The following is a 14,373-nucleotide window of genomic DNA, read 5'->3' as shown; positions in this document are numbered from 1 at the left end:
GAATAGGAGTTTGGGGGGCGTGTGGGGGGCTGGGGGATGTGTAAAGGGGCGGGGGGGCGGGGGGGGTCGGGGGCGGGGGCGCGGGCCGATGCGGAACGACACCGTCGACGTCGTCCGACATCGACCCTGTCGTTCGCACGCGCCTGCAACCGTCCGCGCGCGCAACAGGCGACCGAGTCGGTGTCGTCCGACATCGACCCTGTCGTTCGGCGTCCGCACGAAGCCAGAGTCGCGCAACGTAACGGGCCCGATCCCTCGTGGCAGAGTGGCACTGCAGCGCACCGCGAAGCCTCGCGCGCGGCCCCCGACTCCCGACAGTCCGCACCCATCGAGAGGAAGGCAGCGCATGCCCTTCGAGAACACCGACCGCATCCAGGCCACCACCGCCGGATCGCTCCCCCGCACCCCGGAGCTCATCGCCGCGAACGCCGCACGGCCCGTGGCCGCCGACGGCTTCACGCTCGAGACCACCGACGAGGTCCGAGCCCTGACGAGCGCGGCCGTCGACGACGTCGTCGCACGGCAGACCGCGCTGGGCATCACGCAGCCCGGCGACGGCGAGTTCGGCAAGGCGATGTCGAACAGCGTCGACTACGGCGCCTGGTGGGGCTACTCGTTCCAGCGCGTCAGCGGGCTGAGCCTGACCGACGAGAACATCTTCTCGCAGCAGCCGGTCCGGTCCACCCCGGGGAACATCCGGCTCACGAGCTTCCCGGACCGCCGCGACTGGACGATCTTCCACGATGCCTACACCGACCCCGAGTCCGGCATCGGCACCGGCAAGAACGCCACCGCGTTCCCGACCACGACCGGCCCGATCACCTACACCGGCCACGAGGCCGCAGCCACCGACGCCGCCAACCTCAAGCACGCAGTCGAGGCCGCCGGCGCGGACAACGGCTTCATCACGGCGCTCTCCCCCGGCTCCGCCGCCCGCATCGCGAACGAGTACTACGCGACCGAGGAAGAACACATCTGGGCGTGGGCCGACGCCCTGCGCGAGGAGTACACGACGATCCTCGACGCCGGCCTCGTGCTGCAGATCGACGATCCCTCGATCGCCGAGAACTGGGACCAGATCAACCCCGAGCCGAGCATCGAGGACTACCGCGCCTTCACCCGCACCCGTGTCGAGGCGCTCAACCACGCACTGCGGGGCCTCGACACCAGCCGCGTGCGCTTCCACCTGTGCTGGGGTTCCTGGCACGGACCGCACACCACCGACATCGAGCTCCGCCACATCGTCGACCTGATGCTCGACATCGACGCCGGTGCGTACTCGTTCGAGGCCGCGAACGCCCGCCACGAGCACGAGTGGACCGTCTGGCAGGACGTCACCCTGCCCGAGGGCAAGGTCATCGTCCCGGGTGTCGTCGGCCACGCCACGAACGTCGTCGAGCACCCCGACCTCGTCGCGCAGCGCATCGAGCGGTTCGCATCGGTGGTCGGGCGTGAGCGCGTGATCGCCGGCACCGACTGCGGCCTCGGCGGCCGCGTGCACCCGCAGATCGCCGCGGCGAAGCTCGAGTCCCTCGGCGAGGGTGCCCGGCGCGCGAGCGCGAAGCTCTTCTAGCCGCCCGTTCCTTCCCAGAACGGCTGCGATACCTGACGAGATCGGGCGTACCTGCCAAGAAGAACACGGCAGGTACGCCCGGTTTCGGCAGGTACGCCCGGATCGGGCAGGTACGCCCGGTTCGGGCAGGTACGCCCGAGTTCACCAGGTACGCCCGCTTCCGCCAGATACGCCCGGTTCGGGCAGGTACGCCCGGCTCTGAACGCGCGCCGGACGGACGGGAGGCCCGGTGCCAGCTGGCACCGGGCCTCCAGGCCGTGAGCGGATGCGTCTACCGACGCGAGCGGCCGAGCACGACCGCCGCGCCCGCAGCCGCGACGCCGAGCCACACGAGGGGGCGCGTGACGCGCCGTCGCTTCGCCACCCAGCCGCCGTTCGTCGCGTTCGCGGCGTCGGCGGGGGCGTAGAGGTTCCCGTCGGTCGGGGCGCCCTTGCCACGGAGCGCGAACGTCTCCACCATCGGCTTCGTGATCTTGTGGAACAGGCCCGGGAACACGTACTGCAGCGGCACGAGCGATGCCTGGATGCGTCCGACGAAGCGGTAGCGCTTGGGGTGTGTGGCGGCGTGCACGACGGCACGTCCGGCTCGCTCGACCGAGACGGTGGGCGGCAGCGGGTGCGAGGTCTTGCCGGTGTAGTTGGCGCCGTTCTGGTAGATCGGGGTGTCGATCGTGGACGGCAGCAGCGCGGTGAACTTGATGCCGGTGCCCGCGAACTCGTCACCGAGGACGTCGACCAGGCCGAGCGCAGCGTGCTTGCTCGTCACGTACGCCGACTGGTACGGCGCCGAGAGCAGCGACTGGATCGAGCCGACGAGCACGTAGGTGCCCTTCCCGCGCTGCTTCCAGTGCGGCAGCAGGTGCGTGATGGCGTTGAGGTGCCCGTACAGGTTCGTGTCGACGACGCGCTTGAACGCCTCGGTGGGCGTCTGCTCGAACAGGCCGTAGACGAACAGGGCTGCGTTGCCGACGAAGACGTCGATGCGACCGAAGCGGGTCGTCACGGTGCCGATGAGGTCCTTGACCTGGTGCTCGTCGGCGACGTCGGTCGGGATCGCGATCGCCTCGGCGCCGAGCTTCCGGCACTCGGCTGCTGCGGCCTCGAGCGAGTCGTGCCCGCGTGCGGCGAGCACGAGCGTGGCGCCCTGCCGGGCGAACTCGTGTGCGGCGGCCCTCCCGATGCCGCTCGATGCTCCGGTGATGACGACGATCTTCCCGCGGTACCGATGTCCCATGTGTCCTTGGTACCCGGCCGTGGTCCGTTCCCGCACAGCCGGGTCGTACCCCTGCACGCGGTGCGAAGATGGAGCATGCGCAAGGACGACCTGACCGTCGACGAAGCCGCGGTCATCGCCGAGCATGCCCGCGCCGGTGTCCTCGACGTCGACGACCCCGAGGTGCGGAAGGTCGTCGAGCAGGCGAACCGGGTGCTGGTCCGTGCACAGATGTGGGGCGAGGAGCGGAGCCCGAAGCTGCGGCGTCGCCGACGGCTCATCGCGGTCGGCGCCCTCGTGATGGTGCTCGTCTGGGTCGCGGGCCTGCTCGTGCCGCTGGCGATGCGCTTCGGCTGACCGGTGCGCCCCGCGGACGAAGCGGGATGTGGGCCTGTTCAGGTGCAGCCGGATGGTGCATGATCCGACGACCACACCACCATCGCGCTGCAGGGAGCACGACATGGACCAGCACATCGATCGACGGCGCTTCATGACGCTCGGACTCGCCGGAGCCGCGACGACCGCCCTCGGCGCGACGGCGATCCCGGATGGCTCGGCACAGGCCGTGACCGGAGCTGCGGCGCCGACCGCTGCCCCCGTGCTGCTCGCCGCCGACGAGTTCGACGGCCCGGCCGGCAGCGCGCCGAACCCCGGGATCTGGCGGTACGACCTGGGTGCCGGCGGCTGGGGCAACGCGGAGCTGCAGACCTACACGGACTCGCGGCGGAACGCGGCGCTCGACGGTGCCGGCAACCTCGTGATCACCGCACACCGCGAGGCCGACGGCTCGTACTCGTCGGCCCGGCTGAAGTCCGAGAGCACCTACACCGCGCAGTACGGCCGCATCGAGGCGCGGATCCGGATCCCCCGCGGCGAGGGCATCTGGCCGGCGTTCTGGATGCTCGGCGCGGACATCGGGCAGGTCGGGTGGCCGGCGTGCGGGGAGATCGACGTCATGGAGAACGTCGGGTACGAGCCGGGGATCGTGCACGGCACGGTGCACGGGCCCGGGTACTCCGGGGCGCAGGGCATCTCGGCGGCGTACACGAACCCGTCCGGAGCAGCGTTCGCCGACGACTTCCACGTGTACGGGGTCGACTGGCGCCCCGGCTCGATCACCTGGACGGTCGACGGCGTCGCGTACCGGACGGTCACCCGGGCCGACGTCGGCTCGGCCCCGTGGGTGTTCGACAAGCCGTTCTTCGTGATCCTCAACGTCGCGGTCGGCGGGAACTGGCCGGGTTCGCCGGACGCCTCGACACGGTTCCCGCAGCAGATGACGATCGACTGGCTGCGGGTCCACCAGAACGCCTAGCCGGGATCGCCGAAGCGGAAGCGCGTCAGGGACGGCGGTTCGCCCGGGCGACGAGCCACAGGTACGTGCTGTGCCCGACCAGGGCGAGTCCGAAGAACACCGCGGCGACCGCGTAGACCCGGTCGAGCTTGCCCTGCCCGATCACGAGCATCACGACGCAGAACGCGACGGCGATCGCGAGGACACCGACCTGCACGGTCGACCAGATCCGTCGGAAGCGCGGCATGCCCGTCTCGTTCACACCACCCATTCTGCCCGATGCCGTCAGTGCTTCTCCGGGTCGTGGCCCCAGTTCATGAGCGAGTACCGCCAGGGGGTGTCGTGCACGTCGCCGTCGGGACGCTGCTCCGAGTGCCGGGCGACGTAGCCGACGACCTTCCGCATGTGCGCCAGGTCGTCGTCGGTGCGGTCGGCCTTGTGCTTCTCGAGGATGCGGATGATGTGCCGACCGCTCTCGTGGCCGGTGGACTCGCCGCCGCCCGAGGGCTTCTGCCCGACGGACTTCGACTCGTCGGTGTCGAGCCACTTCCGCAGCTCGGTAGCGGTCATGTTCACCGCGTCGTCGAAGTCGGCTCGGGTCTGCTCGTCGTCGTGCTCGCTCATGCGGTCGAGCAAACCCGGCCGTGCTGGACGACTGCGCAGGGCGGGCCGGGTCAGATGGGAATGGAACGGCCCCGCCCGGTGTCGAACACTCCACCGACCACGAAGGAGCCCACCATGAGCCTCGACCTCCACAAGAGCACCGGCGCCGGAACCGTCACCGACGAGCGCGCCTGCCTGCCGAAGCCCGTCCTGCCCACCCTGCACGACGAGCGCACCCCGTCCTTCGGTCGCTGGCTCGGACAGATCAACCACACCGACTGACCCACCGTCGGGAGCGACGGCACGCACGGTCCGCCGACGGCCCGGCCCCTCGCCGCGCACTGCTACCGTGCACCCATGTCCTGGGGCCGGCGGTACTACGCGCTGCAAGCCGTCGGTGGAGCGGCCTGGTGGATCGCCGTCGCGACGCTGCCCTGGATCCGCACGGCGACGCTCGGCTCGCTCGACCCGGTGCTCGTCGCCGTGTTCGACGTCCCGCTGTTCGTCGTCGCCTCGGCGCTCGCCGCCGCCGGTGTCCGGGCCGCCGCGGTGGGCACGACGGTGTGGACCGCCCTGGTGCTCGTCGCCCTGAGCGTCTGGGCCACCGTGACCGGCGAGGCCGGCTGGGGCGTGCTCGTCATGCTCGCCGCCACGATCGGCTCAGCGGTCGCCCTTGCCCTCGTCCTGCTCGGACGGGTCCCGACGGAGTGGGTGACGAGCGGTCCGCTGCGGATCCGCACCGCTGACGCCGCGGCCCCGCGCTCCCGGCACGTCACCGCGACCGTGGTGCAGATCGTCGTCTTCTGGGGCCTGTTCCTCGGGGTGTTCCCCCTGCTCATCGCGTTCGCCGAGCACCGCTGGGGCCTCCACCCGCAGCTGCCGGCACCCTTCGTCACTACCATCACCGTCGTCGGTGTGGTCGTGCTCCTGCTGGCGAGTGCGCTCGGCATCGCGTCGGCAGCGGCGATGTCGACGAAGGGCGAGGGCACGCCGCTTCCCTCGGCCACCGCGAACCGCCTGGTGGTCGCCGGGCCGTACCGATCGGTGCGGAACCCGATGTCACTGGCCGGCATCACCCAGGGCGTCGCCGTCGGTCTGCTGCTGTCGTCGTGGCTGGTCGTCGTCTACGCGGTCGCCGGTTCCGTGGTCTGGAACTGCATCGTCCGTCCGCTCGAGGAATCCGACCTGGCGGAACGGTTCGGCGACGACTTCCGCCGCTACGCCGAGCAGGTCCGGTGCTGGGTGCCGCGGTGGCCGGTGCCGGCACGCGTGGGTTCCCTGCCGCTCAGCTCGTCGCGCCGCTGATGTTGACCAGCCACGACACCCCGTGGCGGTCGGTCAGCATGCCGAAGGTGTCGCCCCACGGCGCGGTGGTGAGCGGTTCGACGATCGTCGCGCCCTGGGCCAGGCCGTTCCACCACCGCGTCAGCAGTTCGTGGTCGTCACCGCTGAGCGAGAGCGAGATGCTGCTCTCCGCGGGTGTCGGCATGCCGGACGGCGCGTCCGAGGCCATCAGGAGCAGGCCCTGGTCGCCGTCGAGCTGACCGTGCATCACCTTGTCGGCGTCGGCGGGGTCCTGGCTCATGCCGGCTTCACCGAACGTGCCGATGGTGAGCGTGCCGCCGAAGACCGAGTGGTAGAACTCGAGCGCTTCGCGGGCGCCGCTCCGGAACCCGAGGTAGGGGTTGAGGCGAACGGTCATGACGGTCTCCCTCGTCCTGCGCGGGCGCCGTCGCCCGCGTCGTGATCATGCTGGCAGAGTGCGCGTCCCCGCGGAAGGAGACGCCGTCGTCTTCGTTCGGCGCCGCCAGGTCGTCGAGACGCCTCCACATTCGGCGGCGTCTCGACGACGGCACGGCGTCGCAGCAACACACCGGCGTGTTCGAAGCAGCACCAACGCCGGACGGGAGGCGCGTGGCGGCGCCGCCACGGGCCTCCAGGCCGTCACCCGGCGGGGTCCACCACCGGCGGTCGCGCGGACGGGGCGAGCTCACGGATCCGCTTCGCGGGGACGCCGGCGTAGACGCCGTGCGCCGCCAGGCGGCCGACGACCACGGCGCCGGCGGCGACCACGACGTCGTGCTCGATGTGGGCGCCCGGCAGGATCGTGGCGCGGCCGCCGATCCAGACGTGCTCCTCGACGACCACCGGGCGGCCGGTCGCGACGTCGCTCCACCGGCCCTCGGCGTCGATCTCGTGGTGGCTCGTCATGATGAGCACCTGCATCCCGATCGCGGTGTTCGCACCGATCGTCACGGGGGCCACGGCCTCGACGGTCACGTTGCGGTTGCAGAAGACGCCCCGGCCGATGGTGAGGTGCTTCGGGTCCCCCGTCAGCGAGAACCCGGTCCCCACACCGGACTCGGCGCGTGCCCCGGCGGCACGGAGCAGCAGCCGCCGGACGATCCGGGGCAGCAGCGGGGATCCGAGCAGTGCCGTGAAGACGAAGTGCTCACGGGCGTAGGAGGCGTCCTCGACGAGCCGACGGCCGAACGTCGACGGATCGGTCGTCGGCGGGACGACCGCAGTCGGGACGGGTGGTGCTGCTGAGCCGGCCATGGGGTCTCCAGTCGTCGTGGCTGCGTGTCCGTGCAGCGCAAACGTAGGGCGACGATCGTCGGCGATCGGCCGGACGGCGGGCGGTTGCGGGATTCTTGCGGGCCCGCGCGGCTGCTCGCTAGGCGCGGGCGCCGTCCCGCGCGGTGGACGCCGTCTGCCGGGGAAGCTCGCCGAACTCCTCGCGGTAGCTCCCCGCGAACCGGCCGAGGTGGGCGAACCCGGTGGCCCGGGCGATCTCGGCGATGCTCCGACCGTCGCCCGACTCGAGCTGTTCGCGGGCGAGCAACAGCCGGATGCGGCGCAGGTACATGGTCGGGGTGATGCCGTGGTGTCGCTGGAACGCCGCCTGCACGCCGCGCACGCTCAGGCCTGCGGCCTCGGCGACGTCGTCGACGGTGATCTGCTCGGTGGCGTGCTCGAGCAGGAAGGTCTCGGCACGGGCGAAGCGGGCGGTGGCGGCCAGCGCCGGCTCGTGCTGCCCGACGGGCCAGTGCGGGATCGCGGTGAGCAGCCCACCGGCGGCGAAGCGCGCGAGCTCCCGCTCGCGTTCGATCGGGACGGCGTCCGGTCCGGCCAGGACCTCTTGTGCGACGGACCGCACCATGAGCCACCAGGCAGCGAGCGGCGCACCCTCGGGGACGTGCCGCGGACGGAACTCGATGGGACCCGGGGCCCAGTCGCCGCGCTCGGCCGCGACCTGTTCGACGATCGAGCGGTCGATCCGCAGGACGTCCTTGTTGCAGGCGATCCAGCGGAAGCGCTGGGGGCCCTGACGGAAGAGCGTCGGCCGGCCGATCTTCACGGTGTTCTCGTCGAGCTGGGCGACCCCGGACTTCATCCAGAAGATCATCATCGCGTCGCCGGGCTCGATCGTGCCGCTCAGGACCCCGGTGCAGCGGGTCGACTCGAGCGACAGCAGCGCCGTTCCGCGCACGCGCTCCTCGAACACGAACTCGGCGTCCGTCGGTTCGACCGACAGTCCGTGGGTGATGTGCGTCCGGGCCATCGCCTCGGCCGCCACCGACGGCTCGGCGGTCTGGATCTCCCGCAGCAGGCGGTGCATGGTCTCGGGCACGTGATGATCCTGACGACAAGTCGGCGTCGGCGCAACGAGCGACGCGCCGTGTTCCTGTACGGCGGCCAGCAACGGCGCTGTTGGCTGTGCAGATGGAGGCCCGGACATGAAGCAGATCCAGTACGACCGTTCGACGATCTTGACGAGCGACGACGTGGCCGACGCCGTGATCGAGTACGCCGCGGCCCTGGCCGGTGGCAACCGGGCGGACACGGTCGCGATCCCCTCGGTGGCGACGGACGGCACCATGACGACCACCAAGGTCCTCATCGGTCCGTCGAGTCAGCTCGTGGTCGAGGACGCCGAGGAGGACGAGCTTGAGCGCGAGGACACGGTGTTCGTGGCACGGCTGCGGGCCGCAGCACTGACGTTCGAGCACGACGAGGTGATCCACGCGGACACCCGGACGGACCTGACCGAGGGGCCGGTGGCGTAGGCAGCGCCCCCGCGGAGCGACCGCTCAGCGCCCGAAGTCCGGCGGCGACGCGTTGGTGTCGACGGCGAGCACGGCCTCGGTGCGCCGACCGAGTTCGAGCAGGAACGCCTCGCCCTCGGGTTCGAGGTCGTCGTCCGGAGCGGGCTCGAGGGCGACCGGGATCGCCGGGGCCAGGAGCACCTCGATCGTGCTCGCCACCCCGAAGTCGTCGGCCGTCGGGATCGACACGACGTCGCTCAGCCGACTCTGGTGCAGAGCGGCGGCGTACCGGATCACCGCGTCGGCGATCGTGTCGCTCGTCAGGACACGGACCGTGCCCGCGTAGTTCACGTACTTCAACGTTGCTCCCTGGTGAAGAGGAGCTTCCGTCGCGGTGACGGTTCCCTGATCCGGTGCCACGGTAGGCCGCCGTCGTGCCGGGTACACATCTTCGGGCACCGAACGGGGTACGCCGTGACCCTGGACAGGCGTTCAGTGGTGCCCGCCCAGCATCGGGGACGTCCAGGGAAACCGACCACAGGGAGAGACATGACCGAGCAGCAGCAGCCCCCGGGGAGCGACCAGGAGCTCACCCCGAAGGCCGACCACGGCGAGGAGTCGTACCGCGGCTCCGGCAAGCTCACCGGCAAGCGCGCCGTCATCACCGGCGGGGACAGCGGCATCGGGAAGGCCGTCGCGATCGCGTTCGCGCGCGAGGGTGCTGACGTCCTGATCAGCTACCTGCCGGAAGAGGAGGACGACGCGCAGGACACGAAGCGCTGGATCGAGGAAGCCGGTCGGAAGGCCGTGCTGTTCCCGGGCGACGTGAGCGACCCCGCGTACTGCCGATCCGTCATCGACCAGGCGGTCTCGGAACTCGGCGGGCTCGACGTCCTCGTGAACAACGCCGCCTACCAGATGACCCACGAGACGATCGAGGACATCAGCGACGAGGAGTGGGACCACACCCTCGCGACGAACCTCAGCGCCTACTTCCACCTCGTCAAGGCCGCGCTGCCGCACCTCGGCCCGGGGTCGTCGATCATCGGGTCGAGCTCGGTCAACTCCGACAACCCGAAGCCGAACCTGGCGCCCTACGACGTCACCAAGGCCGGCGTCGCGAACCTGTCGGCCGCGCTGGCGCAGCTGCTCGGGGAACGCGGGATCCGCGTGAACAGCGTCGCCCCCGGTCCGATCTGGACGCCGCTGATCCCGTCGACGATGCCGCCGGAGCAGGTCGAGCAGTTCGGCAAGCAGTCGCCGCTCGGCCGTCCCGGCCAGCCGGCCGAACTCGCGCCCGTCTACGTGCTGCTCGCCAGTGACGACGGCAGCTACGTCTCCGGCGCGCGGGTCGCCGTCACCGGCGGCACCCCGATCCTGTGACGGGACGCCGGTCCGGCAACGGGACACGGTCCGGCAACGGGACCAGGTGACGGACGGGAGGCCCGGGGCACGACGTGCGCCGGGCCTCCCGTCCGTCGTCGGGGGACGCTCCTGGCTGAACCGCCGCCCACCGGGGCCGGCCTACGTTCAGGGCCATGTCCACGCGAGCGAAGACCGTCACGGCGCTGTTCGGCGCCGCCACCGTAGCCCTCCTGCTCACCGCCTGCGACCCCGGCGGAGCGCAGAACATCAACCCCGTCGGCAAGGTCCCCGGCTCCGAGGAGAAGTCGCAGTCGGCCCAGTGCGACGTGGCCGCCAGCGCCGCCGTCGACATGATCGACAAGGCGGTCGGGTCGCACGACACCACCGAGTTCGCGAACATCCAGAAGGGTGACGGCGGCTGGTACCTCGGTGCCGCCATCGTCCCCGCGGACAGCAACGACTCGAACGACGACGAGGTCACCATCTGGGCGACCACCGCCGACCCCACGGCCGACGACTTCGACGGCCCGCTGTACGCCGTGAACGACGTCGCCAAGCAGGCCGTCGCCGACGAGACGACCACCACCTCGGATGCGCCGACGCCGTTCGCCGACGACTCGAAGGCCGCCGAGCAGGTCGAGAGCTGCGTCGTCGAGGCGTCTGACCGCTAGTCGTCGGACACCGCGCAGTGGCCGATCAGTCCTTGGGCTGGTCGGCCACTTCCACGTCCACGTGGTAGTCGTCGCCGCCATCGGTGCTGATCGTGGACACCGAGTCGTAGACCACGTCGTAGCCCGCCGTGTTCACGTCGCAGTGCACCTCGGCGCCGTCCTCGATCGCGATGTCGTCCGCACCGCAGTCGACCTCGGGCGTCGCGTCCGAGACGTCGGCCAACGCGTCGACGACGACGCGTTCGAAGGCGTCCGGTGTGACGGTCCGAGACGACGACGTCGACACGGTGCACCCGCTGAGCGTCACCGCCAGGGCGATCGTCGCGGTGAGCGTCGCGAGTGCGGTGATGGCGCGCTGGTGCTGCATGGTGTCCCCCGTGGTCCCCCGGCCGCTGCTCGCCCCGAGATCGGGGACCGGCGGTTCCTCGACGATAGCGGGAAGGTGCGAGGACGTCTGCCACGAGTTCGGGTCAGGAGCAGACGTCCTCGCGCTACGACGCCGTCGGGTTCGACGCGGTGGTCATGACGAGGCCAGCCCGGGAACGGGGGGTCGGGCACCCGCCGGTAGGGTCCGGCGGGGTAGCTTCCGGAGACTGTACGTCGACCACGGCTCAGACGTGTCCATGTTCCGCAGGAACCGGACAGGAACCGGCGGGTCCCGGATCAGCCCCGCAGTTGCTCAGCCGTGCTGCAGCCGGTCCGCGACGCGGGCCCACTGGTCGTGCTCCCACTGGGCGTAGGCCTGTCGCCGACCGGACGACCCGAAGTCGTTCTCGACGTTCGCACTGACGGTCATGATCGTCTGCCCGTCGGTGGCTCGGACCGTGAAGTCGATGTTCAGCACCGATCCGGCCCCGCCGATGTTCTGATCGGTCGCGGTCATGATCAGGCCGGAGTTCACGCCCGGTCGCACCGTCGGATCCGAGTAGTCGTACAACGTGCTCACCCGGAAGGTGTCGTCCCCGAACCGGTTCAGGGTGAACGGCACCACGTCACCCACCTGCGGGAACGCGGTCGGGGCGCCGGTGATCGGGATCCCGCACGAGAAGCAGGTGTGGAGCCGATTCCAGATGTCCGTGGGGCTCGCGTGCCCCAGGGGGTAGGTGAACGAGTAGTTCCAGTGCTGCGACGGGGTGGACGGGGTGGTGGGGGTGGACGGCGTGGTCACTGTGGGCAGGGCGGCAGCCGCCGGCGCGGCGTCTGCGGAGGCCGGCGCCGGAGCCGCCGCCAGGACCGAGCCCAGGACGAGCGCGACGCCGGACAGCAGCGCGGAGACGTGGTGCGCCCGAGAGGGCATGGAGATGGACATGTCGTCTCGTTCCTCGGCGTGTGCCGTCGATTTCGCCAGACGATCGTCTGGTGGCTCCACGGTAGGCGAGCTGTGGCCGCGCCGGGCTGGGCGTCCGCCCGGGGACTCGTGAAGGCCCATTCAGCAGCGTCGCAGTTCACTAGACGATCGTCTTCTGAACGCCTACGGTTCCCAGCACCCCGTCCCGCTCCCGAACCGTGAGAGACCGCATGCGCAGCCCCCGCCAGACCACCGTGCTCGAGACCGGCCGCTGACGTGGCGGCGGCGAAGGCGACGGTCCTGCTCGTGAGCGACTTCCCCCTGTCGGCGATGCGGGGTGAACGCGCCGCCCTGGTCGAGCAGGCGAAGGCCTTCGCCGAGTCCGGTCACGTCGTCTGGGTGGCGACTCCGCGCTCGAGCGAGACCGCGGAGCTGCGGAAGCACGGCGTCCGCCTGTTCGAGGTCGAGCCGTCGATCAGCGCCCCGGAGAGCGACCTGCCGGTGGTCCGCAACTCGGTCCGTGTCCGCCGGTGCCTCGGCACGCTGATGCTCGAGGAACGGATCGACCTCGTCGTCACCCACTCGGACTTCGGCCTCGCCGCGGCGGCGCTGACCACGGCGCGCTCCCTCGAGCTGCCGACGATCCACACCGTGCACGGTTCGGCGCCGGTCCGGGGCCGGACCGCTGCGGCGATGGCGCCCCTCGCACGGCACGCGCACCGTGTGGTGACCGGCATCCGGCCCACACGGCACCGCTTCACGGGGCACCCCATGGACGACGCGCGCCGCAACATGGCCGTGGCCGTCTCCGGGGCGGCCGACGTCGTCGTCACCCCGACGACGCGGCAAGCCCGTGTCCTCCGCGAGGCCGGCGTCGGCCCGGTCCACGTCGTGCCCAACGCACTCGGCCGCCGGCCGGTCGAACCGCCGCCGGCGCCGGAACTCGGCCCGCTCCGGCTCGTCTGGGCGTCGCGGTTCACCCCGGACAAGCGCCTCGACGTCCTCCTCAACGCGATCCGGCTGGTGGAGATCCGGCTCGGGGCACACGCCGTGCGGGTCGACGTCGCCGGCGGGACCGTTCCCCCGACCCGCACGCCGGTGTCGGTCCGTGTCCACGGCCGCCTGTCGTCGCAGGCCGTCCACGACCTGCTGCTGTGCGGGCACGCGGCGGTGGTCTGCTCGCTCGAGCACGACGGCCAGCCGATGACCGCACTCGAGGCGTTCCGGGACCACCGTCCGGTCATCGTGTCCGACATCCGCCTGGCGAGCGAGTTCGGCTCCGCCGCCGTCCTGACCGACGACGAGACCGCGTTCGGGCTCGCCACGACGATCATCGAACTCGCCTCGGACCGGACGCTGCTGCGGCCGCACACCGCCGCCGCGATCGAGCACGCGCGGCTCGCGACGGCGGAACGGCACACGGATCAGGTCCTCCGGCTGGTCGCCGGCAGCTGCCGGCCCTGAGTGACGGCTCCCCCGCGAGCGCGCGCCGCCCTGGGCGCACCACGGGACGGACGGGAGGCACGGTGCGGGCCCGCCCCGGGCCTCCAGTCCGCAGGCGGTCGAGCAAGGAGAACGCCCCGATGAGGAGGGGGGATCTCATCGGGGCGTTCCGTTCATGGGGCCGCGTCAGGCGGCGAGGCGCGCAGCGAGCGCGGTGGCGCGGGACCGGAGGTCCGCGTAGGTGGCCTCGTACGCGTCCGGCGTGCCGACGCGCGAGGGGTTCGGCAGCGACCAGTGCAGGCTGTCGCCGTCGTCGATCGACTCGTGCGCACGGTCGCAGACCGTGACGACCAGGTCGCCGTCGGCGACGAGGTCGCGGAAGGCTCGCGGGACGTGGCGGCCGAGGTCCAGGCCGTGGCGTTCCCCGACGGCGACCGCCCCGGGGGCGATGGCGGCCGCGGGACGCGTCCCGCCCGACAGCGAGCCGATCTCGCTGACCTGCGCCCAGACGCCCGCGGCCAGCGGGGAGCGCGCGGAGTTGCCGGTGCAGACGAACAGCACGCGGGACACCGGGCCGGGCACCGCCGCCGAACCGTGCGGGACGCCGCTCGGTTCGAGGTGCAGGTAGCTGCGGCGCCCGTCGCCGTCGGAGCGGCGTCGCGTGACCAGACCGGCCTGCTCGAGGACGCGCAGGTGGTGCGCCAGGAGCGGCCCGGAGATCCCGAGGGCGGCCCGCACCTCGCTCGGGCTGGCGTCGGACGCGGCGAGCAGGTCGACGATCGCCAGGCGGGCGACGTCGCCGAGGGCCGCGTGCTGCGCCGCACGCCGCTCGAGGTCCTGCCGCCCGGTGTTCATCGGTTCAATGTTGACTGAA

Annotated in this window: 19 protein-coding genes; 9 read left to right on the top strand and 10 right to left on the bottom strand. The window is 71.5% G+C overall.

Annotated features, from left to right (window positions below; translation table 11 throughout):
• Positions 1–346 precede the first annotated feature (346 nt).
• Entirely contained in the window at positions 347–1,573 is a 1,227-nt protein-coding gene (locus tag DEJ01_RS13255; RefSeq protein ID WP_111093257.1) for a cobalamin-independent methionine synthase II family protein, read from the top strand.
• Between the two features lie 271 nt (positions 1,574–1,844).
• Here DEJ01_RS13255 and DEJ01_RS13250 read toward each other — a convergent pair whose 3' ends face one another.
• On the bottom strand, positions 1,845–2,807 hold the full coding sequence (locus DEJ01_RS13250) for an SDR family oxidoreductase (protein WP_181438452.1): 963 nt from the start codon (positions 2,805–2,807) through the stop codon (positions 1,845–1,847).
• Between the two features lie 75 nt (positions 2,808–2,882).
• Between DEJ01_RS13250 and DEJ01_RS18220 the strand changes: the two genes are divergently transcribed.
• Both DEJ01_RS18220 and DEJ01_RS13245 read left to right on the top strand, forming a co-directional pair.
• Complete coding sequence (locus DEJ01_RS18220; RefSeq protein WP_071405277.1) at positions 2,883–3,143, top strand: hypothetical protein; 261 nt, start codon at positions 2,883–2,885, stop codon at positions 3,141–3,143.
• A 103-nt stretch (positions 3,144–3,246) separates the two neighbouring features.
• Positions 3,247–4,101: a family 16 glycosylhydrolase gene (locus DEJ01_RS13245; protein ID WP_111093255.1), complete on the top strand. Its 855-nt coding sequence runs from the start codon at positions 3,247–3,249 to the stop codon at positions 4,099–4,101.
• Positions 4,102–4,126: 25 nt separating this feature from the next.
• Here DEJ01_RS13245 and DEJ01_RS13240 read toward each other — a convergent pair whose 3' ends face one another.
• Positions 4,127–4,327, bottom strand: coding sequence for a hypothetical protein (locus DEJ01_RS13240; RefSeq protein WP_111110269.1), 201 nt, complete (start codon positions 4,325–4,327; stop codon positions 4,127–4,129).
• 38 nt (positions 4,328–4,365) lie between these two features.
• Positions 4,366–4,704, bottom strand: coding sequence for a DUF3140 domain-containing protein (locus tag DEJ01_RS13235; protein ID WP_071244508.1), 339 nt, complete (start codon positions 4,702–4,704; stop codon positions 4,366–4,368).
• A gap of 114 nt (positions 4,705–4,818) precedes the next feature.
• On the opposite strand from DEJ01_RS13235, the gene DEJ01_RS18215 reads away from it, so the two are divergent.
• Both DEJ01_RS18215 and DEJ01_RS13230 read left to right on the top strand, forming a co-directional pair.
• A complete protein-coding gene (locus DEJ01_RS18215) occupies positions 4,819–4,965 on the top strand; it encodes a hypothetical protein (RefSeq protein ID WP_164941096.1) in 147 nt (48 codons plus the stop codon).
• Positions 4,966–5,040: 75 nt separating this feature from the next.
• The gene (locus DEJ01_RS13230) at positions 5,041–5,988 is read left to right on the top strand and encodes an isoprenylcysteine carboxylmethyltransferase family protein (RefSeq protein ID WP_111093254.1); all 948 of its coding nucleotides are present in this window, start codon (positions 5,041–5,043) and stop codon (positions 5,986–5,988) included.
• Here the strand turns inward: DEJ01_RS13230 and DEJ01_RS13225 are convergent.
• The 3 genes from DEJ01_RS13225 to DEJ01_RS13215 all read right to left on the bottom strand — a co-directional run bounded on the left by DEJ01_RS13225 (position 5,969) and on the right by DEJ01_RS13215 (position 8,317).
• Positions 5,969–6,385, bottom strand: coding sequence for a VOC family protein (locus DEJ01_RS13225; RefSeq protein WP_027465416.1), 417 nt, complete (start codon positions 6,383–6,385; stop codon positions 5,969–5,971). The genes DEJ01_RS13230 and DEJ01_RS13225 overlap by 20 nt on opposite strands.
• Before the next feature lie 242 nt (positions 6,386–6,627).
• Complete coding sequence (locus DEJ01_RS13220; protein ID WP_111093253.1) at positions 6,628–7,242, bottom strand: DapH/DapD/GlmU-related protein; 615 nt, start codon at positions 7,240–7,242, stop codon at positions 6,628–6,630.
• Positions 7,243–7,360: 118 nt separating this feature from the next.
• Complete coding sequence (locus DEJ01_RS13215) at positions 7,361–8,317, bottom strand: AraC family transcriptional regulator (protein ID WP_181438451.1); 957 nt, start codon at positions 8,315–8,317, stop codon at positions 7,361–7,363.
• 106 nt (positions 8,318–8,423) lie between these two features.
• Between DEJ01_RS13215 and DEJ01_RS13210 the strand changes: the two genes are divergently transcribed.
• On the top strand, positions 8,424–8,753 hold the full coding sequence (locus tag DEJ01_RS13210; RefSeq protein ID WP_071405284.1) for a hypothetical protein: 330 nt from the start codon (positions 8,424–8,426) through the stop codon (positions 8,751–8,753).
• A 24-nt stretch (positions 8,754–8,777) separates the two neighbouring features.
• Here the strand turns inward: DEJ01_RS13210 and DEJ01_RS13205 are convergent, their stop codons facing one another.
• Positions 8,778–9,092, bottom strand: coding sequence for a hypothetical protein (locus tag DEJ01_RS13205; protein WP_071244494.1), 315 nt, complete (start codon positions 9,090–9,092; stop codon positions 8,778–8,780).
• 189 nt (positions 9,093–9,281) lie between these two features.
• On the opposite strand from DEJ01_RS13205, the gene DEJ01_RS13200 reads away from it, so the two are divergent.
• Positions 9,282–10,115, top strand: coding sequence for an SDR family oxidoreductase (locus DEJ01_RS13200; RefSeq protein WP_111093251.1), 834 nt, complete (start codon positions 9,282–9,284; stop codon positions 10,113–10,115).
• A gap of 155 nt (positions 10,116–10,270) precedes the next feature.
• A complete protein-coding gene (locus tag DEJ01_RS13195) occupies positions 10,271–10,768 on the top strand; it encodes a hypothetical protein (RefSeq protein WP_110863897.1) in 498 nt (165 codons plus the stop codon).
• 25 nt (positions 10,769–10,793) lie between these two features.
• Here DEJ01_RS13195 and DEJ01_RS13190 read toward each other — a convergent pair whose 3' ends face one another.
• The gene (locus DEJ01_RS13190; RefSeq protein WP_111093250.1) at positions 10,794–11,135 is read right to left on the bottom strand and encodes a DUF4333 domain-containing protein; all 342 of its coding nucleotides are present in this window, start codon (positions 11,133–11,135) and stop codon (positions 10,794–10,796) included.
• A gap of 312 nt (positions 11,136–11,447) precedes the next feature.
• The gene (locus DEJ01_RS13185) at positions 11,448–12,077 is read right to left on the bottom strand and encodes a hypothetical protein (protein WP_111093249.1); all 630 of its coding nucleotides are present in this window, start codon (positions 12,075–12,077) and stop codon (positions 11,448–11,450) included.
• A gap of 285 nt (positions 12,078–12,362) precedes the next feature.
• Here DEJ01_RS13185 and DEJ01_RS13180 point away from each other — a divergent pair, with 285 nt between their 5' ends.
• Positions 12,363–13,520, top strand: a complete 1,158-nt coding sequence (locus tag DEJ01_RS13180) for a glycosyltransferase family 4 protein (protein ID WP_146245064.1) — start codon at positions 12,363–12,365, stop codon at positions 13,518–13,520.
• Positions 13,521–13,685: 165 nt separating this feature from the next.
• Here the strand turns inward: DEJ01_RS13180 and DEJ01_RS13175 are convergent, their stop codons facing one another.
• A complete protein-coding gene (locus DEJ01_RS13175; protein WP_111093248.1) occupies positions 13,686–14,354 on the bottom strand; it encodes an ArsR family transcriptional regulator in 669 nt (222 codons plus the stop codon).
• Between the last annotated feature and the right edge of the window lie 19 nt (positions 14,355–14,373).

Source organism: Curtobacterium sp. MCLR17_040 (genome assembly GCF_003234735.1).
GTDB lineage: Bacteria > Actinomycetota > Actinomycetes > Actinomycetales > Microbacteriaceae > Curtobacterium > Curtobacterium flaccumfaciens.
The sequence above is the reverse complement of the archived record's forward strand: the minus strand, read 5'-3'. Positions and strand labels throughout refer to the sequence as shown.

Excerpts from the sequence above, each read along its gene's own strand:
- DEJ01_RS13200 (WP_111093251.1), top strand. The coding sequence starts at position 9,282 with ATGACCGAGCAGCAGCAGCCCCCGGGGAGCGACCAGGAGCTCACCCCG.
- DEJ01_RS18215 (WP_164941096.1), top strand. The coding sequence starts at position 4,819 with ATGAGCCTCGACCTCCACAAGAGCACCGGCGCCGGAACCGTCACCGAC.
- DEJ01_RS13245 (WP_111093255.1), top strand. The coding sequence starts at position 3,247 with ATGGACCAGCACATCGATCGACGGCGCTTCATGACGCTCGGACTCGCC.
- DEJ01_RS13185 (WP_111093249.1), bottom strand. The coding sequence starts at position 12,077 with ATGTCCATCTCCATGCCCTCTCGGGCGCACCACGTCTCCGCGCTGCTG.
- DEJ01_RS13230 (WP_111093254.1), top strand. The coding sequence starts at position 5,041 with ATGTCCTGGGGCCGGCGGTACTACGCGCTGCAAGCCGTCGGTGGAGCG.
- DEJ01_RS13225 (WP_027465416.1), bottom strand. The coding sequence starts at position 6,385 with ATGACCGTTCGCCTCAACCCCTACCTCGGGTTCCGGAGCGGCGCCCGC.
- DEJ01_RS18220 (WP_071405277.1), top strand. The coding sequence starts at position 2,883 with ATGCGCAAGGACGACCTGACCGTCGACGAAGCCGCGGTCATCGCCGAG.
- DEJ01_RS13250 (WP_181438452.1), bottom strand. The coding sequence starts at position 2,807 with ATGGGACATCGGTACCGCGGGAAGATCGTCGTCATCACCGGAGCATCG.
- DEJ01_RS13190 (WP_111093250.1), bottom strand. The coding sequence starts at position 11,135 with ATGCAGCACCAGCGCGCCATCACCGCACTCGCGACGCTCACCGCGACG.
- DEJ01_RS13255 (WP_111093257.1), top strand. The coding sequence starts at position 347 with ATGCCCTTCGAGAACACCGACCGCATCCAGGCCACCACCGCCGGATCG.
- DEJ01_RS13240 (WP_111110269.1), bottom strand. The coding sequence starts at position 4,327 with ATGCCGCGCTTCCGACGGATCTGGTCGACCGTGCAGGTCGGTGTCCTC.
- DEJ01_RS13220 (WP_111093253.1), bottom strand. The coding sequence starts at position 7,242 with ATGGCCGGCTCAGCAGCACCACCCGTCCCGACTGCGGTCGTCCCGCCG.
- DEJ01_RS13235 (WP_071244508.1), bottom strand. The coding sequence starts at position 4,704 with ATGAGCGAGCACGACGACGAGCAGACCCGAGCCGACTTCGACGACGCG.
- DEJ01_RS13210 (WP_071405284.1), top strand. The coding sequence starts at position 8,424 with ATGAAGCAGATCCAGTACGACCGTTCGACGATCTTGACGAGCGACGAC.
- DEJ01_RS13175 (WP_111093248.1), bottom strand. The coding sequence starts at position 14,354 with ATGAACACCGGGCGGCAGGACCTCGAGCGGCGTGCGGCGCAGCACGCG.
- DEJ01_RS13195 (WP_110863897.1), top strand. The coding sequence starts at position 10,271 with ATGTCCACGCGAGCGAAGACCGTCACGGCGCTGTTCGGCGCCGCCACC.